Genomic DNA, 24,984 nt, shown 5'->3' with positions numbered 1-24,984 from the left:
TAGCATCTACAATGGGATTTTATATTAGTATTCTTAAAAAACCTCACTAAATCAACTATTTGCTATTAATATTAACACGAGGAAGTCGATGTTTAAATCCACAAAGAATTTCCCAGGAAATTGTATTCAATATATTCGCCCAATCATCGGCTGAAATCGAATATTCTCCTTCTTGACCTAATAATGTAACAACTTCTCCAACTTGTAAATCAGGAATATCACTGACATCTAACATAATTTGATCCATTGTAATATTGCCAATTTGAGCAACTAAGTTACCCCGAATTAATACTTTAATTTTATTAGAAAGATTCCGGGGAATTCCATCCGCATAGCCAATGCCTACAACCGCAATTCGGGTTTGTTTTTTAGCAATAAATTGATAGCCATAACTGACCCCTGTTCCCGCTTCAATGGTTTTAACTTGCGTTACCCTGGCTTTAATTTGCATCCCCGGTTTTAAAGGGACAACAGATTCTAAATGGGGGGCAGGATAAAGACCATAAAGACCTAACCCAATTCGCACCATATCATAATGTAAATTTGGATCTGCTAAAGTTGCCGCCGAATTAGCAATATGTAATAACGGGAATTTGAGATCAGAATCAGATTGCCATTGATCCCGAATTTCATTAATGACATTTTCAAAGCGATAATATTGTTGCCGCATCACCGTAGGATCAGGACTATCCGCCGTGGCAAAATGAGAATAAATTCCCGCTAATTCTAAATTCGGTAATCGTTGAACTAATTGAAAAAATTCTAACCCTTGTTGCCAAGGAGTTCCTAACCGTGACATTCCCGTATCAATCTTAATTTGAACCGCTAAAGATTGATCCAATTCGCTCAAAGTTTGCGAGAATAATAAGGCTTGTTGCGGTGTGCATAAGGTCGGTTGCAGTTGCCAATGGGCGATCGCCTGCACTTCCGCCTCTGTATGTACCGCCCCCAAGAGTAAAATCGGTTTCTTAATTCCCGCATCTCGCAATTCTATCCCTTCGGGAAGGGTCGCTACGGCTAACCACTCCGCTCCCGCCTGACAAACGGTTTTGGCGATCGCAACCGCCCCATGTCCGTATCCGTCCGCTTTTACAACCGCCATTAAGCTGGTTTGGGGGGATAATAACCGTTTAATCTGGCGAACATTTTCCGCGATCGCCTCTAAATCCACTTCCACCCACGCCCGTTGACGAATTCCCACCTCTATCTCTGAATTCAGCAACGACGAATTGATGGATTGATCCGTCGTGTTACCCAGAGAAATTGATTTTCCGATCACCATATTTTAATTCACTCCTCAACCCAATACAAAATTTACAACTCTTGATTAACGACGAGCGGTCAACGGCTAACGGATGACGAGGGATTGTCTTTGGTGCGGTTTAACCCCTGAAGACGTTAAGCTGTGTTAATATCGGTCAAATCTTATAGCACAATCTAGCCAATGGGTAATGTTTTAGTATTGAATGCCTCCTATGAGCCACTTAATATTACGACTTGGCGACGGGCGGTTATCTTGTTACTCAAAGAAAAAGCTGAACAGGTTGAGCATAATGGAAAATACATTTTCCCCGATTTTCCATTCCCAACCGTCATCAGACTTCGCCACTATGTTCGGGTTCCTTATAAGGACATTCCACTAACCCGAAGGAATATATTGCACCGCGATAGTCATTCCTGTCAATACTGTGGTTACACCGGAGATGATTTAACCCTAGATCACGTCATTCCCCGCTCTCGTGGGGGCGGTGATACCTGGGAAAATCTGGTTTCGGCTTGTGTGCAGTGTAATGTCAGAAAGGGCAGTCGCACGCCTAAAGAGGCCGGGATGAATTTGCGGATACCCCCGCGAAAACCCTACAGCAGCCTCTATTTTGAAGTGACCAAGCACGTCAAGAGTGGCATGAACAAAGAGTGGCAAAAATATATCATTGGTCTTTAAACCCTTGTCTTTTTAACAGACAGGGGTTTTTTGTTGACCGTTGACGGTGGGCTATTGACTGTTGGCGGTTAACCGTTGACTCCTATTACTCAAAAAAAATTTTATGACCGACTTATACTTGATCCGTCATGGCCTTGCGGGCGAACGGGGAACTTATGAGAATGATGATCAACGTCCTTTAACCAAAGAGGGCGATCGCAAAACCTGCCAAGTTGCAAGTCGTCTGAAAAAACTAGGTTTGCAATTTGATCTGATTCTCACCAGTCCCCTAACTCGCGCTCGTCAAACCGCAGATATTCTCAAAGCGACGGGATTATCTTCTCAATGCTCAGAATTAGCAGCCTTAGCCCCCGATGGGAATATCCAAGATTGGATTATTTGGTACAATACCTGGAGTTCAACTGAGGGTAAAAGTTTAGCCTTAGTCGGACATCAACCGGATTTAGGTAACTGGGCAGAATTGTTAATTTGGGGAACAGTTAAAGAATCCTTAATTGTCAAAAAAGCAGGGATTATTGGAATTACTCTCCCCGCTACAGGTTCTCCCCTCGGTAACAGTCAACTATTCTGGCTAACCCCCCCTAAATTTTTGTTAGGTTAAAACTGGTGTTAATGAATTTTTATCGGCAATTTTTTAGGGGAATTAGGCATTTAACTTAATTACACCACAGCCTAAACGTCCACCTCCAGCACCCCCTTTAACACCAGTTGTGCCTTTATCCTCATCAACATGAACGATAATTGCACTCCCATCTTGATCAAATAAACTTAATGGCCCCGGTGATAAACTCACCCGATTTGTGGTGTAATTTAATAGGGCTTTTCCATTAGCATCCGCCACTAAATTCGGTAAATCTCCCATGTGAAAGGGATGGTTAGCATCAGCATTCGTTTCTCCATAGGGCCCTGGATCAAAATGACCGCCAGCCGCGTTAAAATCCGGTTCACAACTGCCTTTTTGATGAATATGAAACCCGTGTTTTGTATTGGGAGGTAAACCGCTAATTTCAGCTTTAACCTCTATTAACGGTAAAATACTCTCGGTTTCAATTTGTGTTAAAGTCACGGTTCCTGATAAATTCGATTCTGATGTTCCTTGAATACCAGCCTGAGCCGTTATACTATTATTAGATAGGGAAATACTGTTTTGAGTACAACTAGCGAGGAACACCAGTATTAATACACATCCGCAGAAAATAGAAGCCATTCTTTTTAGGATTGCCATTTTATTTTCTCCTCAAGTATACTGTTAGTCTATCATATCTTTAATGAACAACTCCGGCGCGAAAAACTCGCCCAATCACATCTTCAATGGGAGGATCACTAACGGTTAAATCCAGTACATTTAATTCAGCTAAGATTTTAGCGACCATTGTGGTTAAGGTATCGCGCTCTACTAATAATCGCACGACTTGACCCTCCATTGATTCAATTTCTCCATAAGTTAATAATTTCTGACGACAGCGTTCTAACATCTCAGCCGAACAATTATCTAATTCTATTTTAACTTCTCGATAGGGAGCAAATTGTTCTAATAACCCCTCTAAACTGCCATCATAAATTAGGTGTCCTTGATGAATTAAGATCACCCGTTTACACAAGGCTGTAATATCCGCCATGTAGTGACTTGTTAATAAAATTGTGGCTTGATAACGACGATTATATTCGGCTAAAAACTCCCGTACATTCACTTGAGCATTGACATCTAATCCTAATGTAGGTTCATCTAAAAATAAGACTTCAGGACGATGTAATAAAGCCGCCATTAATTCAGCTTTCATGCGTTCGCCTAAAGACAGTTTTCGCACGGGTTGTTTTAACTTGTTTTCTAGGGATAACATTTCGGTTAATTCCCCGACCCGTTGGCGATATTCCCCATCCGATAGTCCATAAACTGCCGCATTAATTTTTAAAGAGTCTAAAGTGGGTAAATCCCAAATTAACTGTTGTTTTTGACCCATAACTAGGGTGATTTTTTGTAAAAATTTAGATTGACGTTTAAAGGGAGTATGGTGAGCAACTTCAACATATCCACTAGAGGGATAAATTAACCCCGTTAGCATTTTTAAAGTTGTGGTTTTTCCCGCCCCATTTGCGCCTAAAAATCCCACCACTTCCCCCGATTCAATTTTAAATGAAACCCCTTGAACCGCTTGGATATTGCGATAGGTTCGTTTAAAAAAATGATTAATTGTTCCGCGAAATCCCGGTTCTTTAATGGCAACAGGATAAACTTTACTTAGTTGTTCAGCAATAATAATTGACATAAGTTTATTTAGAGGNTGACGAGGGGGTTTGGGGGAGCGATAAGTCCCACACTGAATTTCACGCTCACCAAAAAATAACCACCAAATCAGTGTGGGATACATGGACTCCCCCAAGTTAATTTTGTATGTCCCAATCCCGACAAAATTAACAATAATACGCTAGAGTATATCAAAGAGTTTTAAAGGCAACAATGTTTCAAGGGTATAAATTCCGAATCTATCCAGCGATTGAGCAGCAAATAGCCTTAGCCAAAAGCTTTGGTTGTTGCCGTTGGTATTGGAATTATGCCCTAAACTTGTGTCAAGAAACTTATAAAACAACAGGAAAAGGGCTATCAAGAAAAGCAANGAACAGGGAACAGGGAACAGGGAACAGGGAACAGGGAATAGGGAATAGGGAATAGGGAATAGGGAATAGGGAATAGGGAATAGAAATTAGTTTTCCAGTTTCTTGATAAGAGCGATAATCATTCGGGCTTCTTCTTTTAAAAGACTAATTATGTCTTTTAGATCATCATAGTACAGAGTCCTACTCTGGCAGATAAAATTAAATGGGTTTCTAATTCATTTACTGATCCTTGAGCTATATTTAAAAATCTAATATATTCTCCTGTATATCTTCTTCCATAACCCTCTGCAATATTTGCAGGAATAGAAACCGCAGATCTACGGATCTGTTGAGTCATGCCATACATTTCATCTTTGGGATAGTTCTTAGTCAGGTAATAACATTTCTCAGCAATATCTATCCCTTTTTGCCAAATTATCAAGTCTTTGTAGTCTTTTACATCTGACATTGACTAACTCCAAATCATCTTTTATTATATCTTTTCTATTCCCTATTCCCTATTCCCTGTTCCCTGTTCCCTGTTCCCTGTTCCCTGTTCTTCAAATTTTAGGGTGCGTTACCCAATTGCGTAACGCACCCTAGAGAGAATTATCACAATAGGATTTAATCCTCATCAATTAATTAAATACATTTTCTGAACTAGAGGAGGTATCACTTCCCCCTTTAACTCTAGCTTTGGCTTTAGTTGCACTGCGTTTGAGGGCTTGTAGTCGAGCTTCATAACGAGCTTTTTGACGTTTTTTCGCAGTTTGATCCACTAAAGTTTTTAACGCACTTCCCAAACTTTTATAGGCATTGGGTAAAGTATAACCAAAACGGGTGGCTAGAGCGATCGCTTTTTCATCGGCGTCTAAAGATTCTTGTAATGTGCGTTCTCCATTATTTTTCTGATAGAGGCGATAGCCTGAAACGCCACATAATGCCAAGGCTAATAATAGCAGCAGTCCGTCTTGTACCCACAGTTCTCCGACGGCGCCTCCTAAACCAATGGCTAAGGCTGCCATTTCCCAACCATCTCTGGGAATCGTATCATTTTGAATTCGGGCTACTTCATGCCAAAATAGCAAATTGCGCTGATCCATTGCCAACTGTTCCCAACGAACCAAGTCAATTTGAATTTCAACTTGATCCTTGCCAATTTCTTCGCAACGGACGAGAGGCGGGTTGACTTCGACGGTTTTTTCCACCGTCACCCAACTCTGCAACTCAGGAGGAAGTAAGCCTTTTAATCGCCGGAGTTCGCTCATTTCGGCTCTGGCAGTGGAGGTTGCATAGGATGTCATAGTTTCCGGCTCACGAAATTTCCAAAAACAACGGGTTGTATTTGATCTTATTGTATCTTAGTTCGTTTGCAACTATCTTAAGACAGTTAACGGTCAATGGTCAACGGTCAACCGGATTTAAAAATGCGCGCACGTTTTGTAAATAGGTTTCGGGATCTTCTAACATGGGAAAATGAGCCGTATCTTTGAGAATTGCTAACTGGACTTGGGGATTTAAAGTGGCGGCTTGTTGTCCCATTTCTGCGGGAATAATTTGGTCATATTCTCCCGCTATTAATAATGTTGGAACCGTTAATTTTTTAAATTCTTCGGGTAGCCATTCCGTTGCTTCTTTACAAACAGAAGTTAAGACTGTTCCATAGGCGGCTTCAAAATCGGCTAATAGAAAATCTTCTAAAAATGCTTGACTTAATGGCTGAGGAATGGGACGGTGAAGAAATCGAGCCATAAACATTTTATCGACTCCTGGAATTAAACTTAACCATTTGGGGCGAAACATAACGACATAACGGCTAAATTTGTGAAAGGCGTTAAAGGTTTTTTCGTCATATTCAAAAATCCCACTACAGGTTAAAATTGCTCGTTCGACTCGTTGGGGATATCGATTTAAAAATAATAGGGCGATGGAACCCCCCATTGAGTGAGCATTCAGATAAATTTTATCTAATTTTAACTGATCTAATAAAGCGCATAAATCTTCAGCATATTCAATTAATTCATAACGTTCTGATGCTCCGGTATCCGTGACCGCTAGGGGTAAATTTGTCCGTCCAAAGCCGCGTAAGTCATAAATTAAACAATCAAATTGATCCGATAAGGCTTGGGCGGTGCTTTCCCAATAACGTCCTGAACCCCCCCAACCATGAATAAACACCATAACAGGTTTTGAGCCCGGTGTAGAATTGGAAGTTGTCACCCACTCACAATAATGATCGACACCATTAACAGAAATTAGGGTTTTATTTAGATTTGTGGCTACAGTCATTTTTCTAAAGGTGAAATCAATTTCTTTATTTTAACTGACGAGGGGGTTTGGGGGAGCGATAAGTCCCACACTGAATTTCACGCTCACCAAAAAATAACCACCAAATCAGTGTGGGATACATGGACTCCCCCAAGTTAATTTTGTATGTCCCAATCCCGACAAAATTAACAATAATACGCTAGAGTATATCAAAGAGTTTTAAAGGCAACAATGTTTCAAGGGTATAAATTCCGAATCTATCCAGCGATTGAGCAGCAAATAGCCTTAGCCAAAAGCTTTGGTTGTTGCCGTTGGTATTGGAATTATGCCCTAAACTTGTGTCAAGAAACTTATAAAACAACAGGAAAAGGGCTATCAAGAAAAGCAATTCAAGGATTATTACCTCAACTGAAGCAGGAATATCCTTGGCTAAAAGATGCTTATTCCCAATGCTTGCAAGTTGTCGCTCTCAATTTATATACCGCTTACAAAAACTTCTTTGAGAAACGAGCAAGATTACCTCAATTCAAATCCAAACACGGTAGGCAATCAATCAGTTATCCTCAAAGTGTTAAAGTTGAAGGAGATTACCTGAAATTACCCGGTAAAGTCGGGTTGATTTATTGTCGTCGCCATCGAGAATTTGAGGGAACAATTAAAACCGTTACCATCTCCAAGAATCGTGATGGGAAATATTACGCATCGGTGTTAGTTGATGACGGCAAGGAAATACCTAATTCATCAACTAATGGGAAAGCAATTGGGATTGACCTGGGGTTAACCCACTTGGCAATTACCAGCGATGGAGATAAATATAGTAACCCCAAACACTTTGCTAAACATCAACGCAATTTAAAGCGAAAACAACAAAAATTATCTCGCAAACAAAAAGGGAGTAACAGTAGACAAAAGGCGCGATTAAAAGTTGCTAAAGTTCACGCTAAAATCGCTCGTTGCCCAGAAGATTTTCTACACAAACTATCCCGCAAGATAGTTAATGAAAACCAAATTATTGCTGTAGAAAATCTGGCAGTTAAGAATCTGGTCAGAAACCCTAAATTAGCTAAGGCAATTAGTGATTGTGGTTGGGGAATGTTCGGTACAATGCTTAAGTACAAAGCCGAAAAAGAAGGGAAAACTTATATCGAAATTGATCGGTTTTTCCCGTCTTCTAAAACTTGTAACGTCTGTCTAAATCAAGTCGGTAGTTTGCCTCTTGATGTTAGAAGTTGGCCTTGTGAACATTGTCAAACTCTCCATGATCGAGATATAAATGCTTCAATTAATATCAAAAATGAAGCCTTGCGGATTCTGTCGTTGGGAACCAGCGATACTGCCACGTCGAGGGGATGTCAGTCATCAGAACAAGCTTCTGTTTCTTCTGATGCTATCCCTGTTGAAACTGGAAGCCCACACTTACTCGTAGAGAAGTGTGGGTAGTTCACACGATTAATAGATTTTGAATAAATATTGTTGCTGTTGTCGGAGTTGCTGTTTTTAATCCGGTTGAGGTTTCATGGTTCCACCATCCTTTTGTGGTGTGGGGCGATCGCCATAATTCTAAATGTTCAACGGCTGGATCAGCATAAAAACTTTCTTTTCCTCCTCCTAATAATGCCGAACTCCAATGAGTAAAATAATCATGACTGATGCGATAAATAGGGAAATTTCCCACTAATGGAACCCCCCAACCATCAATCGCAATAAAGGCTTTAACCGTTCCCCCAAAATGTTCCCAAGCTAAAGCAGCCCCAATTGCCCCCACAACTCCGGCACTAAAGCTTATGATTATTATAGCAGATTTAGGATTATTTTCACAAATAAATTTAAAAATATCAAGACTTGAATAAGCGGGATAATCTTGAGTTGGAAAAATCAATAGTTCTCCTGATTTTTGCTGCTTTCTCCAATCTTCCAAAACTCTATTTAAAAAAGATTCTGTTAATTCTATTTGATGAATTCCAGGACAGATTAATAGCATTTGTTGACGGTTGACGGTTAACAGGTGTCGGGTTTCACAGCAGGAGTGTTTATTATTTTCCCCTGTCCGTGTCCCCTTTTCCCCATCCCCCCGTAGGGGATGTTAAACTATCAGAGAGAGTTACTTTAGGGAACATCCCCCTGGGTAAACTCGATAGTAGCACTTAAACGTGAGGACAAAAACGTGGTTGCGACTCCTGAGAAACTGGAAACGATTACTTCAGCATCTACCCATACAGAGGGTCAAAATCGAGTAGCGGTTTTGCTCATGGGTTATGGTGAAGTCGAAAGTTATGAGGACTTTGCTAATTATAACGAACAGGCTTTGAATCTTTTAACCGCTAAATTTGCCCCTGTTCCGACTTGGATTTATCCGCCTCTCGCCAAGCTCTTAGCAATGTTTGATCTCCATGAATGGAGTCATCAACATGGGAATTTTATTTCCCCTCATAATGCAATTTTCGAGAAACAACGGGCAGGAATTGAGCAGAACTTAAAAGAGAAATGGGGAGATAAAATTAAAGTCTTTAAAGCCTTTAACTTTTGCGCTCCTTTTCTTCCTGAACAGGTTTTAACTCAAATTCAAGCCGAAGGATTTGATAAACTGTTAATTTATCCTCTGTTGGTGGTTGACTCGATTTTCACCAGTGGAATTGCTGTTGAACAGGTGAATAAAGCCTTAGCAAAATTAGCTGATGAAGATGAACATTGGGTGAAAGGTCAACGGTATATTCCTTCTTTTTATAATGAACCGGGCTATATTCAACTGCTCGGTCAGTTAGTAGAAGAAAAGATTCAACAAGACCTAATTCAAGCCTATCTTCCCTCTCAAATCGGCATTGTTTTAATGAATCATGGTTGTCCCCATAAAGCCAAAGGGTTTACTTCGGGAATTGATGAAAGTCAAGCCCTTTATGAACAGGTACGGGAACAGTTAATTAACCGTTATCCGTTAATTTCTGTGGGTTGGTTAAACCATGATACTCCGTTAATTGAATGGACACAACCTAACGCTCAACTGGCGGCGAATAATCTGATTGAATTAGGGGCGAAAGCGATTGTATTTATGCCCATTGGATTTGCCACAGAAAACCATGAAACCCTGTTAGATGTTGAACATATTATTGAGGGTTTACGCCGTAAATATTCTGAGATCACCTACGTTCAAATGGAATGTGTCAACGACCATCCAGACTTTCTAAAAATGGCCGCAGACTGGGCAAACCCCCAAATTGAAGCTTTATTTAATGAAATGTCATTAGCGGTAAATCCTGCTTTGGCAAATGTCCATACCCACGATGATCACCATCATCACAACCATGATCATGATCATAGTCATGGTCATCATCACCACCACCATTAAAGCAGGTAGGGGCGAGGTCTTCTCGCCCTTAACTATCAATAAAATCCACTTTTTTAACCTCTTATTTTCGACTTTTTTTCGTTGCTATATTATCTATAAACTTGGGTTAAAATTGTCGTGACCAGTCTGATAACCAACGTTCAACGACAACTTTAGTTTGGGTAAAAAATTCAACGGCGTGTTGTCCTTGACCGTGTAAATCTCCAAAAAAGCTATCTTTCCAACCACTAAAGGGAAAGAATGCCATCGGTGCCGCCACCCCAATATTAATCCCAATATTTCCCGCCTGAACTTCATACCGAAACTTTCTCGCCGCTGCCCCACTTCGAGTAAATAAACAAGCCATATTGCCATATTCACTTTGATTAACAAAAGCGATCGCTTCTTCAATACTATTCAGATGAATTAAACTCAATACGGGGCCGAAAATTTCTGTGCGGGCGAGTTCTCCCTGGGGGTTAATATCTTGTAAGATAGTCGGACGGACAAAATAACCTTGTTCATAACCCGAAATTTTAGGATTTCTGCCATCAATTAAAATTTTGCCTCCTTCCTCTTTTCCCTGTTGAATTAATCCTTCAATTCGAGCTTTACTTTGAGCAGAAATAACGGTTCCCATTTGTACATTGTTATCTAATCCATAGCCAACAATTCGAGTTTCTGCAACAGATGCGATCGCATCTGTAAAACTCTGTTTTGCTTGACCAACGGTAATGGCAATTGATGTGGCTAAACACCGTTGTCCTGCACAACCAAAGGCACTATCGGCGATAATTTTTGTGGTCATTTCTAAATCAGCATCCGGTAAAATAATCACCGGATTTTTGGCTCCGCCTTGACATTGTGCCCGTTTTCCGTTAGCAGTTGCCCGACTATAAACATATTTAGCAACGGGAGTAGAACCGACAAAACTAATGGCTTTAATATTAGCATGATCTAAAATAGCATCAACGGTTTCTTTGGCTCCATTGACTAAATTAATTACCCCTGGCGGTAATCCGATTTGATCAATTAAAGCAAATACTTTTTGCATTGTTAAAGGTACTTTTTCCGAGGGTTTAATAATACAAGTATTCCCACAGGCGATCGCATAAGGAAAAAACCAAAAGGGAATCATCCCCGGAAAATTAAACGGAGCAATTATTGCTACAACGCCTAAAGGTTGACGAATCATAATTTCATCAATTCCCCTAGCAATATCTTCAGAATTGTAGCCTTGAATTAAGGTCGGAACGCCACAAGCCACTTCAACATTTTCAATCGCTCGTTGTAATTCACCCACAGATTCAGCCAGAGTTTTCCCACATTCTAGGGTAATAATTTGAGCTAAATCCTGTTGATTTTTGTCAAGCAATCCTCGCAGTTTAAATAAATAACGAATGCGTTCTGTAACAGGAGTTCTTCGCCAGGAATCAAAGGATTGTTGGGCGATTTCCGCCACCTGATTAAGTTCTGCTGCGGGAGAAAGAGGAACTTTTGCTAATATTTCTAAGGTCGCTGGATTGATCACATCTAGGGTTTCTGTGGCTTCAGAAGAACACCATTGACCATTAATATAGTTGCGTAGAATTGGGGAATTTGTCATTTTTTTATCTCCTAAATTATATAATTATTTTGTTCCAAATAAGCGATCGCCTGCATCTCCTAACCCTGGAATAATATATCCATGTTCATCTAAATGATCATCAATAGCAGCCGTATACAAAGGAACTTCAGGATGATAAGAATGGAAATGATCAATGCCTTCTGGAGAGGCAATTAAGCACAAAAATTTTACCGATAAAGGGTTTGTTTGTTTTAATCTTTGGATGGCGGCAACGGCCGTGTTTCCTGTAGCAATCATGGGATCAACAACTAAAACTTCCCGTTCTTCGATATCATCGGGTAATCTAAAATAATATTCAATTGGAATAAAAGTTCGGGGATCTCGATATAAGCCAATATGTCCAACTCGCGCCGAAGGAATTAATTCTAAAATACCATCTAAAATTCCCTGACCTGCCCGCATTATTGAAACTATTACCATTTTTTTCTCGGAGGCTAAAATTGGAGCTTCCATCGGGCCGAGAGGGGTTTTAATTAACTGTTTACGGAGGGGTAAATCTCGCGTAATTTCATAGGCTAATAACATACTAATTTCTCGCAACAATTGACGAAATTTGGCGGTACTGGTTTCTTCCCGTCGCATCAAGGTGAGTTTATGTTGAATCAGAGGATGCTGAATAATCGTAACGTTTGGGTACATGAGTAATTAAGGGAATTGGTTAATAAAATTTTAATGGAAATTAGCTTATATTATAACATTATAAAAACGAACTTTGGGATCGGATATTAGCAGAGGATTATTGATAAATCGTTCATCTTCTAAGGTGTCAGGAACAATCATTAAATCATGTTGTAAAATACAATAAGCACAAAAAGCAATATCTCTTGCTGTTTGGGGTGGCATGGAGCCTATAATGGATTTAAACCATTGGCGATCGCGATCGAGTAAACTAATTAAAGCAATGGGTGTTTTACAAATATAGGTAGCTAGAAGGGTCAGTTCATCAAACGAAGGTTCTGCTTGTGTATCCAACATTTCATAGTGATACAGTGCATCTAATCGTTCTTTTTCGTTGTCGGGAATCAAAGCAGGTATCATAATAGCATCAACCTTAAGTTAACCGTTGCTATTGTATCTTAATTTTAGTTTTCTAGGACAAATCTCAATTTTTATGATGTTGAAAAAAAGCCAAGTTTTGAAGCACTGTGTAATAGGTTTAACAAGTTTAATGAGTAGTTGGATAACGCTTAACTATTCCCTAGTTCCGGTACAAGCTGAGGTGATTTTTTCTTCCGGTGAAGGTAACGGTTCTTTTGGATTATTGAGTGATTTTGATGGCAAATATTTTTCAGGACAGCAACAAATTGGGTATGAATTTACCCTTAAAGAAAGTGTTGAAGTTGATCAAATTCATTGGAGTGGTCAATATTTCCCTGATGGTAAACCCTCTGATGCTAAATTTTCCCTAAGAATTTTTAAAATTGTTGAGGGAATTCCAGAAATTACACCCAAAATTGATGTGCAGTTAACGGAAGTTCGCCAAACACAAACGGATATTGAGCGGTTTTCCCATCCTGTTTTTAATTATGTAGGTCTGGTCATACCTTTTCGTTTGGAAGCGGGACGTTATTTGCTGTCAATTGTTAATAATACGCAGGATCATTCTGATGATTGGTTATGGATGACCACTGATCCCAAAACTCAGCTATTGGGTGCGGATCTAAAAATATTTTTTCGAGATCAGGATGGGATGGCTTGGAAAAGCGGATTGACAGGAAAAATGTCATTTACAATTTTAGGAAAACCCGCCTCTAATGCTAATTAAAATTAAGCTCAGAATGGAATTACTCATCCGTTTTTAAGGACTCTCCTAGGGAATAATTCCCTAGAATGAGTAAGATAATAATCAGGCTGAGTTTGATTAACCAAGGAGTAGCCACAAAGAACCAAATCAGACAAGCTACACCAATTAAAGTGGCTAAAAGTTTGGGTAAGTCATCAATCTTCCATTGGGGATTACCCAGACTGACCCAAGCTGCTAAACAACTAATCAACAAAGGAATCAAGTAAATCGGAGCCATTGTTATTTTGCTCTAAAAGATATTATTCATAGTATACTGATTTACAAACTTTGTTCCCACTTCTCATGATAGAATTGGAAAATTTAACATTTATATATAAAGGAAGAAGCAGTTTGAGAGCAGATCGGGTAAAAACCCCAAATTTAACCTTATATAGCATTGCCAATTAAGCTATAACAATCCTAGTGCTTCTTGTTCTAAGAGCGCTACGCGCTATACTAACTAAAAAATAGCCCTTGAGTGTTAATCATGTTAGGCCAATTTTTCCATAAACCCACTTCTGATGAGAGCGATCGCGTTCCACCCGGACAACATTTAAGCAAAGGTTTTCCCGTCTTAACCTATGGGGAAACCCCCGAAATTTCTATTGAGAATTGGCAGTTAAAAGTTTGGGGTTTAGTCACACCCAAAACCTTTACTTGGTCTGACTTAATGGCGATGCCTCAAAGCAATTTTACCGCCGATTTTCACTGTGTAACTCACTGGTCAAAATTAGAGGTGAAATGGACAGGAATTAAAGTAACTGATTTCATGAAATCTGTTGAAGTTGATCCCCAAGCAATTCATGTTATGGAACATTGCTATGGGGGTTACACTACTAATATTTCAATGGAAGATTTCTTACGAGAAGAAAACTTTTTTGCCTATCAGGTTTTTGATGAACCCTTACCCGCCGATCATGGTGGCCCGATGCGGTTAGTTGTTCCCCATTTATATGCTTGGAAAAGTGGAAAATGGATTAAGGGGTTAGAATTTCTGGATCATGAGGAATTGGGATTTTGGGAACAGAATGGTTATCATAGAAGGGGGGAACCTTGGGCAGAAGAACGCTATAGTGATTGATTTTCGGACTTAAAAATTATCGGGGAAAAAGTTGGGTTGTACTGTTTTCAACTCAACTGAGAACCTAAATTTGATATGATGATTAAAGTGCTAATCTACATAACCCTCAAATCTTATGAAACTGACTAAAACCGAAGCCAGACAACTTTTAGAACGAATGATTTTTGATGAAGAACGCCCGCGAGACTGGGTACAGGATGTTTGGGATATGAGTCCCATGTTAGGAGAAAATGCGGCTAAACTCCTCGATGCTTTTGATATGTTAGTAGACTGTTGTTCTGAAGAGAAACTAGAGAATTTAGTTCAAAGTTTATATGCAGAACGTTTAGAATAAGCCAGAATTAACAGTCTCAAACTCTAATCTAATGTTGGAAAGTCTTTCTAACTCTAAAGTTTCTCCTTGGTTAACACCCATTGCTTATTTTTTATTCGGTGGTTTGGTTGTACCCTTCTATTTTAAAAATATTGAAATTGAGGGTCAGGACTATTTACCCCAAACAGGTGCAGTCATTTTAGCACCTACTCATCGCTCTCGATGGGATGCCATTTTATTAGCTTATTCAGCCGGACGGTGGGTAACGGGACGAGACTTAAGATATATGGTTTTATTAGAACAAACCCAGGGTTTTCAAGGGTGGTTTATTCAACGGTTGGGGGGGTTTCCTGTTAACCGAGATCACCCTGGAACCTCCAGTATTCGCTATAGTATAGAATTGTTAAAACAAGAACAAATTTTAGTTTTATTTCCCGAAGGACATATTTTTTTAGAGGGGGATATTCGCCCCATTCAACCCGGAGTCGCGCGAATTGCATTACAAACTTTATCCCAAAAACCGGATTTAGATTTAAAAATTGTTCCGATTAGTATTCGTTATGATCGCCCTGCACCAATTTCTAAAGGATCTTCTGTTAAAATAAAAATTGGAGAACCAATTCAGGTTAATAATTATACAGAACAATCTCCTAAACTGGCAACAAAATCTTTAACTTCAGACTTAGAAACATCTCTTAAAACGTTACATACCTAGATGATTTATTCTCTGTTTTACACTGAGGTACACCCCAAAAACCCGGTTTCTTTGACCATACCCTCGCCAATATTATCGGGGTAATTTTTAAGATCGCTGATGACAACCACAAAGACACAAAGACACAAAGAAAGGAAGAAAGATGATTCAGAGAATATGGGTTTTTAAGTCCCTCACCCGACTAAAAACTGCTATCAACCTTAATATAGCAGGGAAAAGCTTAACTGCTTAACGGGTCAGAAAAGGCTTCACAGTCTGGATTTCAGCATTAGTCTTTGTCAAATACCCCCAGGCGCGGTTGCTATACCTCCTTCATATCTTCCTTTGTGTCTTCGTGCCTTTGTGGTAACATCTACAGTTAAAAAAATGGGGAAGGTATTGTTTTAGAAACCGAATTTTTAATCCCCACTGTACCCCATCAAGAGTGAAAATTGCTATAATTTCACCAAACTTGCTGTGTGAGAGCATCTATTTCTGGATGTCGTTTTTAAGCTATTTTAAAAATTGATTTAAACTAGCTAGATATTGCTTAATTAAAGGTAAAATAGTATAACAATTACCTTGTTGTTCGATTAAACAGCGTCGGAGTAAAGATTGGATGGCGTTGAGTAAATCTGATGAGAGAATTCGGCTATTTTCTAACAATTTAACTAAATTAACCGGATTGTTTTCGGCTACCAATAAAGACAGCACTTGTTTTTCTATCTCCGATAAGCGATCGCACTGTTGCTGTAAACTCTCCTTCACCTCTTCCGGTAACAATAGGGTATCTTTCAATAATACTTCAGTTGCACATCCTCCCAACTCTTGGATCAAATTTGCTATACTTTTTAACCAGAAGGGGTTGCCTTGATAAGGTTGAATAATTGTCTCAAAATTCTTAATTTCAACTAACCCATAATCTCTAAATATTTCGCGTACAGCAACAATATCTAAACCCGTTAATTGTAAAGTCCGAATTACAGAATTTTCGCTTTTAACCTCAGTCACTTCTCTGGGATGTTTCCAACCGATTAACAGAAAACAACTTTGATGAGATAATTCTTTAATCTGTTTAAATAAAGTTCGATAGTCTTCATATCCGGGTTTATATTTTCCCGCTAATTCTCCGCTACTAAAAAGATTGTGAATATTATCTAAAATAATTAAACAGCGATGCTTTTGCAAATATTTAATTAGGGGTAAAGCTTTCGGATGAGGTGCTGATAAATCTAGTTCTTCTGACTGCGAAAAAAATTCGATTAAGTTAGTTTGAAAGTCTGCTAAAGTTGGAGATGAGTCAAAATTGCACCAAATTACAGACTCAAATTCATCTTTAATTTGTTGAACCAATTGCACCGTTAACGCCGTTTTCCCCATCCCACTAATACCCGTAATCGCAATCAAACGACAGCGTTGTTGTAAAATCCAATTTGTCAAGGTTTCTAATTCAGGCGTGCGACCATAAAAAGCACCTAAATCAGGCATTTCACTTAAATCATAACATTGGTTTTTAGATTGTTTAGTGTTATAAATATTCTCATTTTGCTGATAGGCGTTGGGTATATCTGGCGGATGTCTACTTTCTCCACAAATATTAAAACTATGATTAACAGTTTGCCCAAAGTTGAAAAAATTAGCGTTTTGTAACCTCTCCATCGCGGCTCGAAAATTCGATTTACTAATATCTTCCCCTAGTTCCTCTGAAAAAATCTGCCATAATTTTGATCCCGCATTCCTAACGTTACTTTCAGAACAATCAAAGTCCTTAGCAATTTGTTTATATGTCTCATGTTCCAGTGTTCCCCGCAATACCGCTTCTTCTAAATCGTCAAGGTGTTGGCCCGTTTTACCAAATACTATATCATCAGCCACTTTTAACACTTCTTTGAGATCCATGAGGGCTAGGAGATGCAAAGGTTTTTTATATTATAGCGTACATGGGCTGATTTTTTTAGACAATTTTGTATATTTTTGTATAAAAATAGGTTTTACTAGAATGAAAGTAGGTAAAAATTGTTGGCAAAATTGAACATTTTTGACCTAGACAATGCTTGAATTTATAATATAAATTATAAAAATATTCTCATATAAATTTAAAGTTTTGTAGGGATCTGGTCATGAAAAAAAGTACCATTATTATTACTGGTCTTCTAGCAGTTCTCCCTTTATTACCAGCCTTAGCCCAAAATGTCCGTAATGATCAAGTTGGTATGCTTGAGGCTCCTAATGCTACTCCCTGGGGTAGTTGGACTAGAGCCGTTTACTGTCCTCCAGGTAGTTGGGCGGCTGGTTATACCATGAGAGTAGAACCGAACCAAGGCACTGGTGACGATACTTCCCTTAATGCTGTTGCTCTTTATTGTCGTGACAGAAATGGGCGCGATGTGACTCGCATTACCCCCCATGACGGTTTTTGGGGTTCGTGGAGAGAGGGTGCTAATTGTCCACAAGGTCAGTTCTTTACTCATTTTACACTTAAAGTTGAACCTAGCCAAGGCAGTGGCGATGATACGGCTGCAAACTCTGTAGCTTTTGCTTGTAATGGTCAACGTATTGAAGCATCTGGTGGTGGTCAATGGGGTGAGTTTGGAGAATGGCAAGGCAAACAGTTTTCTGGTGCTGCTATATGTGGTGTCCGGGCAAAAATAGAGGGAAAACAAGGAACAGGGGACGATACAGCCTTGAATAATTTAGAGTTCACTTGGTGTCGAATTTAAGTTCTTTTAGTTTAGTCAATTGACTGATATTGTAGGTTGGGTTAATACTCTTGAAACCCGACCTCCTAATTAATAGGAAGTTTGAATTAGTTACCTTAGTAATACAGGAGTAAAAATTTATAACAGTAAAAGCAGCATAAGAAGATATCGTTAATATTGGGGGTAGGACTATGCTAGCTAAAATAATTTTAAATAAGATTTGTATTTTCCTAACTTTAGGGGGGGTTATTTTCACAAGTGTACTGATTATTTCAGAACCAACTGTGGCTGACCATAGAACAAATAAACCTAATGTCCAACGGAGCCTCGAAAATGGCTGGATTGTAATTTATTCAAAAGAGTTCAGTCATGAAGAGTATCTAAAATTATCATCAGCTATAACAGCAGATGCGCTAGGAGGAAGTGGCTCAGTAACAAGCGCATATTTTTCAAATTTTGCTGACGAATCTCGGGCAAAAATTTTACAAGAGGTTGTTTTAAAAGCCCCTTCAATTATTGATGAGATTACAAGAGAGCTAACAATTCAGAAGATTTTGTCTGCTATTAAAGTTTCATTTAATGGCAGTAACAGCGTTAATTTTTCTATTGCTGGAATGGAATTTGAAATTGGGCGTGCTACTTATAATAGAGAGGAATGTGCAAGAATTAAGGAATGTGCTGTTCCCAGAATGGGGCAAACAGGTTGCAGAAAGTGGATTAGCACATTTTGGGGTAGCAGAGAGTGTATTGCACCTACGTTTGGACAAGTAGGTTGTGATAAATGGGTGGAAACGTCTACAAGGTGTATTCCTACTCCTAATACATATCAGCCATATATCCGTTTTAGAGTAGCAAGAAATAACTCTGTTAGTTCAACTAACGCAACTAATTCAAATAGTTCTGTATGCGTCTCTGTAGATTCAACAAAGGGATGGCAAAGGTTTAACTTACCTGGAAATTTTACTAAGATTACAAGCCTTGGCGGAGGATGGAGCGTTGATACCCGAAGTTATCAACCAGTTAATGCTTCTGGACATGGAGGGTCTGATGCTCAGGCTCTTACACCATATAATCAGTACAAGTTTGATCAAAGATTTCCATTTGGTGCTTTGCTAATGGCTAGTAGTCAAGGTGCCTTATGGATTCAAGCTCCGACTTCATTGAATAGCCCATTTAATGCAGTTGATATGAGAATTAATGATGCTGATAATGCACTTAGCGATAATGGAGGCTTACTTCAAGTCTGCTTTGGACGTTAATTTACGGCAACGGATAAGTAATTTGTTGAAATCCCTGATTTTTGATTTTCAACATTATTTTATTATTGTATAAAACTACACAATAATAAAATAAAAATCGGTAAAAACTGTTGTCAAAATCGAACTTTTTTAGCCTATATAATACTTGAGTTTATAATTTATATTATAAAAATATTCTCATATAAATTTAAAGTTTTGTAGGAATCTGGTCATGAAAAAAAGTACGATTATTATTACTGGTCTTCTAGTAGTTCTTCCTTTGTTACCAGCCTTAGCCCAAAATGTCCGTAATGATCAAGTTGGTGTGCTTGAGGCTCCTAATGCTACTCCCTGGGGTAGTTGGACTAGAGCCGTTTACTGTCCTCCAGATAGTTGGGCTGCTGGTTATACCATCAGAGTAGATGTCCTATCAGGCCCTGGTGACGATACTGCCCTTAATGCTGTTGCTCTTTATTGTCGTGAGCGAAATGGGCACGATGTAGCTCGCATTTCTCCCCATGACGGTTTTTGGGGTTCATGGAGAGAGGGTGCTAATTGTCCACAAGGTCAGTTCTTCACTCATTTTACACTTAAAGTTGAACCTTCGCGACGCAACCAGGATGATACGGCAGCAAACTCTGTAGCTTTTGCTTGTAGTAATGGTCAACGTCTTGAAGCATCTGGAGGAGGTCAATGGGGTAGCTTTGGAGAATGGCAAGGAGGGTTTTCTGATGCTGCTATATGTGGTGTTCGGGCAAAAATAGAGGAACCACTAGGAAGAGGAGGCGACGATACAGCATTGAATAATTTAGAGTTCACATGGTGTCGAATTTAAGTTTTTGTAGTTTAGCGTAATAGGAAAAGTGAACCAGAAACCGGGTTTCTCAAAAAGATGAGCGGATCTCAACCGAGATTGTTGTTAAGAAACCCGGTTTCTCAGCCTTGAGCGGTTAAAATATTGCGCTGGTACTTTCTTCTCATCATTGTAGACAGAGTGATCGCAGTCTTAAAAAAAACGATCACACTTTATTGTAATAATTGTAGGGAAAGCGATCGCAGTCTTAAAAAAAGCGATCGCACTTTCTTGTAATAATTTTAGGGAAAGCGATCTCTGAACTGGCTAGATATCTATTAATATTGTACTGTAAGGTTTAGAGGTTGAGAAAGTGAAGTGAAAGAAACAGTTTACATTGAGACTAGCATTTTTGGATATTTAACAGCTAGATCAACCGAAAACTTGATTCTAGCTGCAAACATTAAGGTGACACAAGATTGGTGGGAAAAGTGCCGTGGGGATTTTGATTTGTATATCTCTTTTGTAGTTTTAGATGAAGCGGCGTTAGGCGATCCTGAAATAGCTGCAAAGCGCTTATAAATTTTAGAAAGTATTCAATTACTAGAAGCTACGGAGACAGCACAAGAACTAACTTTACAATTCTTAGCAAAAAGCAATCTCCCATCAAAAGCTGCTAATGATGCTGCTCATATAGCCCTTGCTACGGTTCACGGTATAGATTACCTGTTAACATGGAACTGTAAGCATATTGCCAATGTGCAAATCCAGAAAAAGCTATCTCAGGTTTGTTTTGAATTCGGTTATGAACTACCCAGAATTTGCACACCTTATCAGTTAATGGGAGAATAAAAAATGTTAACTAATGAAATCCTAGAGGAAATTTATCAAATCCGAGAAGCTCATGCTAAAGCTTTCAACTACGATGTGGCTGCCATGTTTGCAGATTGGCGTAAGAGACAAACAGAAAGTGGAAAATGCTCAGTAACACTACCCGCAAAGAAGTCTAATAAGTCATTAGAACCGACGGGGCAAAAATAGTAAAATTATGAGGTTTTACAATGTGATAATCGTTTCCGAGATTGATGCCGACAGGTGGCTACACCATCGCAGTCTGAAAAAAAGAGCGATCGCACTTTATGGGTGATAATTTTAGGGAAAGCGATCGCACTTTATTGTAATAATTGTAGGGAGAGCGATCGCATTCTTAAAAAAAGAGCGATCGCCTGAATTAAAAAGAAACCTGATTTCTGAGATAACTTTTGTCTGCTAACAGAAATGTTATTAATAAACCCTCTTCCGAACTCTCAGGCAATAATGATCAAGTTAGATAAAAATGCTTAAAGAACGAATTTAATAAACTTCGTCATGGCTACCAATATCAATCAGAAGGATTTCTTCAACATCTGAATTTGAACACTTCTTAAAATTGAAGACTATGCGACAGTCGTACTCTAAAGTACAAGCCCAGGCACCAGATAGCTTACCTTTTAGCTTGTGGGTCTTAAGTGAGGGATGGAATGGATTATTTACCAATAGTTCTAGTCGTTCAGCTATTTTTTCCTCCATTTCAGGTTTTTGGCGGATTAAAGATTTAAAAGCTCGTTTGAACGAAGATGCTAAAACCAGAATTCTCATCGATTTAATTCCGCCATTATATCATTAACTGTTCCTCTGAAGACTTGTTCATGCAAATACTCTTCATCAGCGCGAACAATATTAAGAGCGATCTCGTCTCTCCGTTTTTCCCTAAGTCGTTGGCTGATCAAATTGATTAAGGTGATTTGTTCATCATCAGACATTTCTTCAACTAACTCTATAATGGCATCAAATCTATAGGTTTTCATTGTTCGACTCCATAAATTCAGAATCACTTAGTTTATTATATCACCAGTTTCTATCATGACAATGTGATCATTGTCAAGAGAGCGATCGCTTAAGATATAATCAAATCAACCCATCTCATAAAATAGTTCAATCATGAAAACACAACTTAATCAAGAGGGACAGATTACTATACCTCCTGAAATTCGTGAGCGTTTAGAACTGAAACAGGGAGATGAATTCCTATTAATTGTTACCGGAAATGAAATTAGGTTACAACCAATTCAAAGAAAATGCCTGAGTGAATTTCGAGGAGTTTTACCAGCTACTCAACCTGATCCGGGTAAAACAACTATACGCCAAACTGTAGCCCAATCTTTAGCTCAGAAATCTAATCAGTCATAATCATGAGTAATTATTGGGTAGATGCCAATATTTTATTAAGGTTCATTACCAATGATCCCCTTGATCTCGCTGAACGATCTGCTAGATTTTTACAGCAATGTTGTGATTCATTTGGGCTTCAGGAGTTTCCAGGGTTTTTAAAGCTAAGTTAATCCATGTAACCGGATCTGGTCGTAAGGAAATCCTTCCTTTTTCTGCAAGAATGAGTGTCTCCCAAATGCTAATAGGACTCAACCAAATTTCAGTGTTAAGATCGGCAATCAGTGTTTGAAGTTGGATTGATAAGCGTTGGTCACCCAGTAAATACCAAAGCCAAATATGGGTATCGAGTAGAAGTTTCACTCTAAAACCTCCCAAGGTTCGGCAACAGAAATGATTAAATCTCCTAATATTTCACCACTTCCTTTCATAACTCCAAAAGCGGGGCGTGAGGGTTGGCTGTTGGCGGGATATATAATTACTAATGGTTTTCCTTCATGGATAACAGTTAGGGGGGTTTTGGTACGTTCGACCTCTATTAATAGAGTTTGGAAGGTTTGAGGTAATTCAGTCGTGGTAATTTGTGTCATTTTTTAAGGGTTCATAATCAGATCTATTTCTATTCTATCAATGTGCTCATTGATTTCCCCAACAGAAGGAGCATCAAGATGAGTAAATAGTTGATTAACTTTAGAGGTCAATAGATCAGCAACAATAATTTCACTGTTCATTTCCTTCAAATGCTGCCAAAATTTCTTGGGGTAACGGTTCATTAAAGTCGTCTGGTATGATAAATTTACCTTGATCTTGCCCTAAAGTTGCCCGTCGATTGGATGAAGGACGAAACGGAATTAACTTAGCGATCGCAACCCCTTGATTGGAAATAATAATTTCTTCTCCAAGTTCTACACGAGACAATAACTCAGAGAGATTTTTTTTGAAGTCATTAGGTAAGTTTTCAATCTGAAGTTTAGCCATGCCGATCCCAGAATTACTTAATTTATTATATCACCCGTTTCCATCATATCAATGTGATCATTGTAGGGAAGGGCGATCTCTAAACTTGCTAGATATCTATTAATGGCGATGCTGAAATAGCTGCAAAGCACTTAGAAATTTTACAAAGTCTTCAATGTCATTGCGATTGTTAGTCATTTTGGGGAGCTTTATCATTATAATTAATAGTTAAATTAATTAGTAGAGTTAACGATGCGAACTATTGGATTAAAGGTAACGATAACAAGCAATGGCAAGTTGTTAGTCGATTCTCCTGTAGATATACCAGTGGGTCAGTATAACGCTGTTCTTGTTATAGAAGATCAACCCATTCGGGATCAGACCCAAACTTCCCTCCAAAAGGCTCAAGCTCTTTTCAGGCAATATATTCCTGCTAGTAGAAAACTTTCCGAAGAGTTGATTCAGGAGCGAAGATTGGAGGGGACAGGTGAGTGAAGTTGTTTTAGATGCCTCTGCTGTCTTAGCTTTACTGAATCAAGAAACAGGTAGCGAAGAAATTTCGCGGTTTATTGGGAATGCTGTTATCAGTACCGTCAACTTGTCTGAAGTGATAGCAAAGTTAGCGGAAGCAGGAATAAATGAAAACGTCATTCAGCAGATTCTATCCAATCTAAATCTTGAGGTTGTAGCTTTTGATCAAGAACAAGCATTAAAGTCGGGAATGCTGCGACCAAAAACTAAATCAATTGGGCTTTCATTTGGTGATCGCGCTTGTCTAGCGTTAGGGATTTCTTTGAATCAACCTGTTCTGACAACTGATAGATTGTGGAGCAATCTTAGCCTTGGAGTTGAAGTCCGAGTGGTGCGTTAGATTGAAGCGAATTAATTAGAATATTCGTTTAATTGGTGTAGTTTTAATTGTAGGGAGAGCGATCGCAGTCTTAAAAAAAGCGATCGCACTTTCTTGTAATAATTTTAGGGAGAGCGATCGCAATGCGTTAAAAGTAAAGAGCGATCGCCTAAAATATAAACAGCGAACGCCCATTAGGATCAACCCATAAACAACAACCCTCGCACAGCTTATGACCCTAAAAGAACAACTTCTACAAGCAATTGAAACTTTGCCGAGCGATCACCTTGCCGAAGTCCTCACTTTTGTTAACTCTCTTCCGGGCAAACCTCGTAACACATCCGCTAGATCCTTTCTCGCTCATCTCAAGACAATCGGCACTTGGTCAGGGGACGATTTCCAAGAATGTTTAGAAGCCGTCCAATACTCACGAGGCGAAATACAATTTGACCACAACCCCAATCCTTTCGAGTAATGTTTCTGCTCGACAAAAATCACTGTAGTTACGCTATACTCGGCAACACTCAAGTGCTTGATCGCCTTGCCAATCTTGCGGATGAGTCAATCGCAACTTGCACAATAGATGACCTATGATAGATTTAAGTAACTTTCCT

General features: G+C 39.0%; 36 protein-coding genes. 18 read left to right on the top strand and 18 right to left on the bottom strand.

The window, feature by feature from the left end; translation table 11 throughout:
* Positions 1–55 precede the first annotated feature (55 nt).
* A complete protein-coding gene (alr, locus tag PL8927_RS27345; protein ID WP_083627051.1) occupies positions 56–1,282 on the bottom strand; it encodes an alanine racemase in 1,227 nt (408 codons plus the stop codon).
* Between the two features lie 162 nt (positions 1,283–1,444).
* Between alr and PL8927_RS27340 the strand changes: the two genes are divergently transcribed.
* Together PL8927_RS27340 and sixA are read left to right on the top strand one after the other, a co-directional pair.
* Positions 1,445–1,942 carry an HNH endonuclease gene (locus tag PL8927_RS27340; RefSeq protein WP_083627050.1) on the top strand — a complete coding sequence of 166 codons (498 nt, stop codon included), beginning with the start codon at positions 1,445–1,447 and terminating at the stop codon, positions 1,940–1,942.
* Positions 1,943–2,045: 103 nt separating this feature from the next.
* Positions 2,046–2,543 (top strand): phosphohistidine phosphatase SixA, encoded by a 498-nt coding sequence (gene sixA, locus PL8927_RS27335; protein WP_083627049.1) that lies wholly within the window; start codon positions 2,046–2,048, stop codon positions 2,541–2,543.
* Between the two features lie 42 nt (positions 2,544–2,585).
* Here the strand turns inward: sixA and PL8927_RS27330 are convergent, their stop codons facing one another.
* Both PL8927_RS27330 and PL8927_RS27325 read right to left on the bottom strand, forming a co-directional pair.
* Positions 2,586–3,167 (bottom strand): superoxide dismutase family protein, encoded by a 582-nt coding sequence (locus tag PL8927_RS27330; RefSeq protein ID WP_156093353.1) that lies wholly within the window; start codon positions 3,165–3,167, stop codon positions 2,586–2,588.
* A gap of 40 nt (positions 3,168–3,207) precedes the next feature.
* Positions 3,208–4,209 (bottom strand): ABC transporter ATP-binding protein, encoded by a 1,002-nt coding sequence (locus PL8927_RS27325; RefSeq protein WP_083627088.1) that lies wholly within the window; start codon positions 4,207–4,209, stop codon positions 3,208–3,210.
* A gap of 191 nt (positions 4,210–4,400) precedes the next feature.
* Here PL8927_RS27325 and PL8927_RS27320 point away from each other — a divergent pair, with 191 nt between their 5' ends.
* Entirely contained in the window at positions 4,401–4,613 is a 213-nt protein-coding gene (locus PL8927_RS27320; protein WP_407947436.1) for a helix-turn-helix domain-containing protein, read from the top strand.
* A gap of 102 nt (positions 4,614–4,715) precedes the next feature.
* Here the strand turns inward: PL8927_RS27320 and PL8927_RS27315 are convergent, their stop codons facing one another.
* From PL8927_RS27315 to PL8927_RS27305, 3 genes are all read right to left on the bottom strand, one after another.
* A complete protein-coding gene (locus PL8927_RS27315) occupies positions 4,716–5,006 on the bottom strand; it encodes a four helix bundle protein (RefSeq protein ID WP_231506161.1) in 291 nt (96 codons plus the stop codon).
* Between the two features lie 169 nt (positions 5,007–5,175).
* Complete coding sequence (locus PL8927_RS27310) at positions 5,176–5,841, bottom strand: DUF3318 domain-containing protein (protein ID WP_083627048.1); 666 nt, start codon at positions 5,839–5,841, stop codon at positions 5,176–5,178.
* 100 nt (positions 5,842–5,941) lie between these two features.
* A complete protein-coding gene (locus tag PL8927_RS27305; protein WP_083627047.1) occupies positions 5,942–6,826 on the bottom strand; it encodes an alpha/beta fold hydrolase in 885 nt (294 codons plus the stop codon).
* 210 nt (positions 6,827–7,036) lie between these two features.
* Between PL8927_RS27305 and PL8927_RS27300 the strand changes: the two genes are divergently transcribed.
* Positions 7,037–8,245 carry an RNA-guided endonuclease InsQ/TnpB family protein gene (locus PL8927_RS27300; RefSeq protein ID WP_083627046.1) on the top strand — a complete coding sequence of 403 codons (1,209 nt, stop codon included), beginning with the start codon at positions 7,037–7,039 and terminating at the stop codon, positions 8,243–8,245.
* A 1-nt stretch (position 8,246) separates the two neighbouring features.
* On the opposite strand, the gene PL8927_RS27295 is transcribed toward PL8927_RS27300, so the two are convergent.
* Complete coding sequence (locus PL8927_RS27295) at positions 8,247–8,786, bottom strand: hypothetical protein (RefSeq protein WP_083627045.1); 540 nt, start codon at positions 8,784–8,786, stop codon at positions 8,247–8,249.
* Positions 8,787–8,969: 183 nt separating this feature from the next.
* Between PL8927_RS27295 and PL8927_RS27290 the strand changes: the two genes are divergently transcribed.
* Positions 8,970–10,148, top strand: a complete 1,179-nt coding sequence (locus tag PL8927_RS27290; protein WP_083627044.1) for a ferrochelatase — start codon at positions 8,970–8,972, stop codon at positions 10,146–10,148.
* 106 nt (positions 10,149–10,254) lie between these two features.
* On the opposite strand, the gene PL8927_RS27285 is transcribed toward PL8927_RS27290, so the two are convergent.
* From PL8927_RS27285 to PL8927_RS27275, 3 genes are read right to left on the bottom strand one after another with little or no spacing between them, the layout of a single operon-like run.
* Positions 10,255–11,733 carry a CoA-acylating methylmalonate-semialdehyde dehydrogenase gene (locus PL8927_RS27285; RefSeq protein ID WP_083627043.1) on the bottom strand — a complete coding sequence of 493 codons (1,479 nt, stop codon included), beginning with the start codon at positions 11,731–11,733 and terminating at the stop codon, positions 10,255–10,257.
* Positions 11,734–11,757: 24 nt separating this feature from the next.
* The gene (gene upp, locus PL8927_RS27280; RefSeq protein ID WP_083627042.1) at positions 11,758–12,393 is read right to left on the bottom strand and encodes a uracil phosphoribosyltransferase; all 636 of its coding nucleotides are present in this window, start codon (positions 12,391–12,393) and stop codon (positions 11,758–11,760) included.
* Between the two features lie 45 nt (positions 12,394–12,438).
* Complete coding sequence (locus tag PL8927_RS27275; RefSeq protein WP_083627041.1) at positions 12,439–12,792, bottom strand: GAF domain-containing protein; 354 nt, start codon at positions 12,790–12,792, stop codon at positions 12,439–12,441.
* 130 nt (positions 12,793–12,922) lie between these two features.
* Between PL8927_RS27275 and PL8927_RS27270 the strand changes: the two genes are divergently transcribed.
* Entirely contained in the window at positions 12,923–13,519 is a 597-nt protein-coding gene (locus PL8927_RS27270; protein ID WP_083627040.1) for a hypothetical protein, read from the top strand.
* Between the two features lie 19 nt (positions 13,520–13,538).
* Here PL8927_RS27270 and PL8927_RS27265 read toward each other — a convergent pair whose 3' ends face one another.
* On the bottom strand, positions 13,539–13,775 hold the full coding sequence (locus PL8927_RS27265) for a hypothetical protein (RefSeq protein WP_083627039.1): 237 nt from the start codon (positions 13,773–13,775) through the stop codon (positions 13,539–13,541).
* A 249-nt stretch (positions 13,776–14,024) separates the two neighbouring features.
* Between PL8927_RS27265 and PL8927_RS27260 the strand changes: the two genes are divergently transcribed.
* From PL8927_RS27260 to PL8927_RS27250, 3 genes are all read left to right on the top strand, one after another.
* A complete protein-coding gene (locus PL8927_RS27260; RefSeq protein WP_083627038.1) occupies positions 14,025–14,618 on the top strand; it encodes a sulfite oxidase-like oxidoreductase in 594 nt (197 codons plus the stop codon).
* 115 nt (positions 14,619–14,733) lie between these two features.
* Entirely contained in the window at positions 14,734–14,952 is a 219-nt protein-coding gene (locus PL8927_RS27255; RefSeq protein WP_083627037.1) for a hypothetical protein, read from the top strand.
* A gap of 31 nt (positions 14,953–14,983) precedes the next feature.
* Complete coding sequence (locus tag PL8927_RS27250) at positions 14,984–15,646, top strand: lysophospholipid acyltransferase family protein (protein ID WP_083627036.1); 663 nt, start codon at positions 14,984–14,986, stop codon at positions 15,644–15,646.
* Positions 15,647–16,138: 492 nt separating this feature from the next.
* Here PL8927_RS27250 and PL8927_RS27245 read toward each other — a convergent pair whose 3' ends face one another.
* Entirely contained in the window at positions 16,139–17,524 is a 1,386-nt protein-coding gene (locus PL8927_RS27245; protein ID WP_083627035.1) for an NB-ARC domain-containing protein, read from the bottom strand.
* Between the two features lie 221 nt (positions 17,525–17,745).
* Here PL8927_RS27245 and PL8927_RS27240 point away from each other — a divergent pair, with 221 nt between their 5' ends.
* The 6 genes from PL8927_RS27240 (at position 17,746) to PL8927_RS28925 (ending at position 21,585) form a co-directional block, all read left to right on the top strand.
* A complete protein-coding gene (locus PL8927_RS27240; protein WP_083627034.1) occupies positions 17,746–18,345 on the top strand; it encodes a hypothetical protein in 600 nt (199 codons plus the stop codon).
* Between the two features lie 170 nt (positions 18,346–18,515).
* Complete coding sequence (locus PL8927_RS27235) at positions 18,516–19,583, top strand: hypothetical protein (protein ID WP_083627033.1); 1,068 nt, start codon at positions 18,516–18,518, stop codon at positions 19,581–19,583.
* Positions 19,584–19,842: 259 nt separating this feature from the next.
* Positions 19,843–20,397, top strand: coding sequence for a hypothetical protein (locus PL8927_RS27230; protein ID WP_197047574.1), 555 nt, complete (start codon positions 19,843–19,845; stop codon positions 20,395–20,397).
* A gap of 336 nt (positions 20,398–20,733) precedes the next feature.
* Positions 20,734–20,937 (top strand): PIN domain-containing protein, encoded by a 204-nt coding sequence (locus PL8927_RS29055; protein WP_331281867.1) that lies wholly within the window; start codon positions 20,734–20,736, stop codon positions 20,935–20,937.
* Between the two features lie 273 nt (positions 20,938–21,210).
* Positions 21,211–21,396: a hypothetical protein gene (locus PL8927_RS27220; RefSeq protein ID WP_083627031.1), complete on the top strand. Its 186-nt coding sequence runs from the start codon at positions 21,211–21,213 to the stop codon at positions 21,394–21,396.
* Positions 21,397–21,450: 54 nt separating this feature from the next.
* The gene (locus PL8927_RS28925) at positions 21,451–21,585 is read left to right on the top strand and encodes a hypothetical protein (RefSeq protein WP_269322040.1); all 135 of its coding nucleotides are present in this window, start codon (positions 21,451–21,453) and stop codon (positions 21,583–21,585) included.
* A gap of 123 nt (positions 21,586–21,708) precedes the next feature.
* On the opposite strand, the gene PL8927_RS27215 is transcribed toward PL8927_RS28925, so the two are convergent.
* Together PL8927_RS27215 and PL8927_RS27210 are read right to left on the bottom strand one after the other, a co-directional pair.
* Positions 21,709–21,924: a type II toxin-antitoxin system RelE/ParE family toxin gene (locus PL8927_RS27215; protein WP_231506165.1), complete on the bottom strand. Its 216-nt coding sequence runs from the start codon at positions 21,922–21,924 to the stop codon at positions 21,709–21,711.
* A gap of 65 nt (positions 21,925–21,989) precedes the next feature.
* Positions 21,990–22,202 (bottom strand): hypothetical protein, encoded by a 213-nt coding sequence (locus tag PL8927_RS27210; RefSeq protein WP_083627029.1) that lies wholly within the window; start codon positions 22,200–22,202, stop codon positions 21,990–21,992.
* A gap of 133 nt (positions 22,203–22,335) precedes the next feature.
* Between PL8927_RS27210 and PL8927_RS27205 the strand changes: the two genes are divergently transcribed.
* Positions 22,336–22,584, top strand: a complete 249-nt coding sequence (locus PL8927_RS27205) for an AbrB/MazE/SpoVT family DNA-binding domain-containing protein (protein ID WP_083627028.1) — start codon at positions 22,336–22,338, stop codon at positions 22,582–22,584.
* Between the two features lie 81 nt (positions 22,585–22,665).
* On the opposite strand, the gene PL8927_RS27200 is transcribed toward PL8927_RS27205, so the two are convergent.
* The 3 genes from PL8927_RS27200 to PL8927_RS27190 form a co-directional block, all read right to left on the bottom strand.
* Positions 22,666–22,926, bottom strand: coding sequence for a type II toxin-antitoxin system VapC family toxin (locus tag PL8927_RS27200; RefSeq protein ID WP_156093352.1), 261 nt, complete (start codon positions 22,924–22,926; stop codon positions 22,666–22,668).
* The gene (locus tag PL8927_RS27195) at positions 22,923–23,153 is read right to left on the bottom strand and encodes a type II toxin-antitoxin system Phd/YefM family antitoxin (RefSeq protein WP_083627027.1); all 231 of its coding nucleotides are present in this window, start codon (positions 23,151–23,153) and stop codon (positions 22,923–22,925) included. The genes PL8927_RS27200 and PL8927_RS27195 overlap by 4 nt, the downstream gene beginning before the upstream one ends.
* 130 nt (positions 23,154–23,283) lie before the next feature.
* Positions 23,284–23,541 (bottom strand): type II toxin-antitoxin system Phd/YefM family antitoxin, encoded by a 258-nt coding sequence (locus tag PL8927_RS27190; RefSeq protein WP_083627026.1) that lies wholly within the window; start codon positions 23,539–23,541, stop codon positions 23,284–23,286.
* A 231-nt stretch (positions 23,542–23,772) separates the two neighbouring features.
* Here PL8927_RS27190 and PL8927_RS27185 point away from each other — a divergent pair, with 231 nt between their 5' ends.
* Both PL8927_RS27185 and PL8927_RS27180 read left to right on the top strand, forming a co-directional pair.
* Positions 23,773–24,015: a hypothetical protein gene (locus PL8927_RS27185; protein ID WP_083627025.1), complete on the top strand. Its 243-nt coding sequence runs from the start codon at positions 23,773–23,775 to the stop codon at positions 24,013–24,015.
* Entirely contained in the window at positions 24,008–24,391 is a 384-nt protein-coding gene (locus tag PL8927_RS27180; RefSeq protein ID WP_083627024.1) for a PIN domain-containing protein, read from the top strand. The genes PL8927_RS27185 and PL8927_RS27180 overlap by 8 nt, the downstream gene beginning before the upstream one ends.
* Before the next feature lie 15 nt (positions 24,392–24,406).
* Here the strand turns inward: PL8927_RS27180 and PL8927_RS27175 are convergent, their stop codons facing one another.
* On the bottom strand, positions 24,407–24,565 hold the full coding sequence (locus PL8927_RS27175) for a hypothetical protein (protein WP_156093351.1): 159 nt from the start codon (positions 24,563–24,565) through the stop codon (positions 24,407–24,409).
* Between the last annotated feature and the right edge of the window lie 419 nt (positions 24,566–24,984).

The organism is Planktothrix serta PCC 8927 (assembly GCF_900010725.2).
Classification (GTDB): Bacteria; Cyanobacteriota; Cyanobacteriia; order Cyanobacteriales; family Microcoleaceae; genus Planktothrix; species Planktothrix serta.
This window is presented reverse-complemented; position numbering and strand designations above follow the sequence as displayed.

Excerpts from the sequence above, each read along its gene's own strand:
- alr (WP_083627051.1), bottom strand. The coding sequence starts at position 1,282 with ATGGTGATCGGAAAATCAATTTCTCTGGGTAACACGACGGATCAATCC.
- PL8927_RS27340 (WP_083627050.1), top strand. The coding sequence starts at position 1,445 with ATGGGTAATGTTTTAGTATTGAATGCCTCCTATGAGCCACTTAATATT.
- sixA (WP_083627049.1), top strand. The coding sequence starts at position 2,046 with ATGACCGACTTATACTTGATCCGTCATGGCCTTGCGGGCGAACGGGGA.
- PL8927_RS27330 (WP_156093353.1), bottom strand. The coding sequence starts at position 3,167 with ATGGCAATCCTAAAAAGAATGGCTTCTATTTTCTGCGGATGTGTATTA.
- PL8927_RS27325 (WP_083627088.1), bottom strand. The coding sequence starts at position 4,209 with ATGTCAATTATTATTGCTGAACAACTAAGTAAAGTTTATCCTGTTGCC.
- PL8927_RS27315 (WP_231506161.1), bottom strand. The coding sequence starts at position 5,006 with ATGTCAGATGTAAAAGACTACAAAGACTTGATAATTTGGCAAAAAGGG.
- PL8927_RS27310 (WP_083627048.1), bottom strand. The coding sequence starts at position 5,841 with ATGACATCCTATGCAACCTCCACTGCCAGAGCCGAAATGAGCGAACTC.
- PL8927_RS27305 (WP_083627047.1), bottom strand. The coding sequence starts at position 6,826 with ATGACTGTAGCCACAAATCTAAATAAAACCCTAATTTCTGTTAATGGT.
- PL8927_RS27300 (WP_083627046.1), top strand. The coding sequence starts at position 7,037 with ATGTTTCAAGGGTATAAATTCCGAATCTATCCAGCGATTGAGCAGCAA.
- PL8927_RS27295 (WP_083627045.1), bottom strand. The coding sequence starts at position 8,786 with ATGCTATTAATCTGTCCTGGAATTCATCAAATAGAATTAACAGAATCT.
- PL8927_RS27285 (WP_083627043.1), bottom strand. The coding sequence starts at position 11,733 with ATGACAAATTCCCCAATTCTACGCAACTATATTAATGGTCAATGGTGT.
- upp (WP_083627042.1), bottom strand. The coding sequence starts at position 12,393 with ATGTACCCAAACGTTACGATTATTCAGCATCCTCTGATTCAACATAAA.
- PL8927_RS27275 (WP_083627041.1), bottom strand. The coding sequence starts at position 12,792 with ATGATACCTGCTTTGATTCCCGACAACGAAAAAGAACGATTAGATGCA.
- PL8927_RS27270 (WP_083627040.1), top strand. The coding sequence starts at position 12,923 with ATGAGTAGTTGGATAACGCTTAACTATTCCCTAGTTCCGGTACAAGCT.
- PL8927_RS27265 (WP_083627039.1), bottom strand. The coding sequence starts at position 13,775 with ATGGCTCCGATTTACTTGATTCCTTTGTTGATTAGTTGTTTAGCAGCT.
- PL8927_RS27260 (WP_083627038.1), top strand. The coding sequence starts at position 14,025 with ATGTTAGGCCAATTTTTCCATAAACCCACTTCTGATGAGAGCGATCGC.
- PL8927_RS27255 (WP_083627037.1), top strand. The coding sequence starts at position 14,734 with ATGAAACTGACTAAAACCGAAGCCAGACAACTTTTAGAACGAATGATT.
- PL8927_RS27250 (WP_083627036.1), top strand. The coding sequence starts at position 14,984 with ATGTTGGAAAGTCTTTCTAACTCTAAAGTTTCTCCTTGGTTAACACCC.
- PL8927_RS27245 (WP_083627035.1), bottom strand. The coding sequence starts at position 17,524 with ATGGATCTCAAAGAAGTGTTAAAAGTGGCTGATGATATAGTATTTGGT.
- PL8927_RS27240 (WP_083627034.1), top strand. The coding sequence starts at position 17,746 with ATGAAAAAAAGTACCATTATTATTACTGGTCTTCTAGCAGTTCTCCCT.
- PL8927_RS27235 (WP_083627033.1), top strand. The coding sequence starts at position 18,516 with ATGCTAGCTAAAATAATTTTAAATAAGATTTGTATTTTCCTAACTTTA.
- PL8927_RS27220 (WP_083627031.1), top strand. The coding sequence starts at position 21,211 with ATGTTAACTAATGAAATCCTAGAGGAAATTTATCAAATCCGAGAAGCT.
- PL8927_RS27215 (WP_231506165.1), bottom strand. The coding sequence starts at position 21,924 with ATGGAGGAAAAAATAGCTGAACGACTAGAACTATTGGTAAATAATCCA.
- PL8927_RS27210 (WP_083627029.1), bottom strand. The coding sequence starts at position 22,202 with ATGAAAACCTATAGATTTGATGCCATTATAGAGTTAGTTGAAGAAATG.
- PL8927_RS27205 (WP_083627028.1), top strand. The coding sequence starts at position 22,336 with ATGAAAACACAACTTAATCAAGAGGGACAGATTACTATACCTCCTGAA.
- PL8927_RS27195 (WP_083627027.1), bottom strand. The coding sequence starts at position 23,153 with ATGACACAAATTACCACGACTGAATTACCTCAAACCTTCCAAACTCTA.
- PL8927_RS27190 (WP_083627026.1), bottom strand. The coding sequence starts at position 23,541 with ATGGCTAAACTTCAGATTGAAAACTTACCTAATGACTTCAAAAAAAAT.
- PL8927_RS27185 (WP_083627025.1), top strand. The coding sequence starts at position 23,773 with ATGCGAACTATTGGATTAAAGGTAACGATAACAAGCAATGGCAAGTTG.
- PL8927_RS27175 (WP_156093351.1), bottom strand. The coding sequence starts at position 24,565 with ATGGGCGTTCGCTGTTTATATTTTAGGCGATCGCTCTTTACTTTTAAC.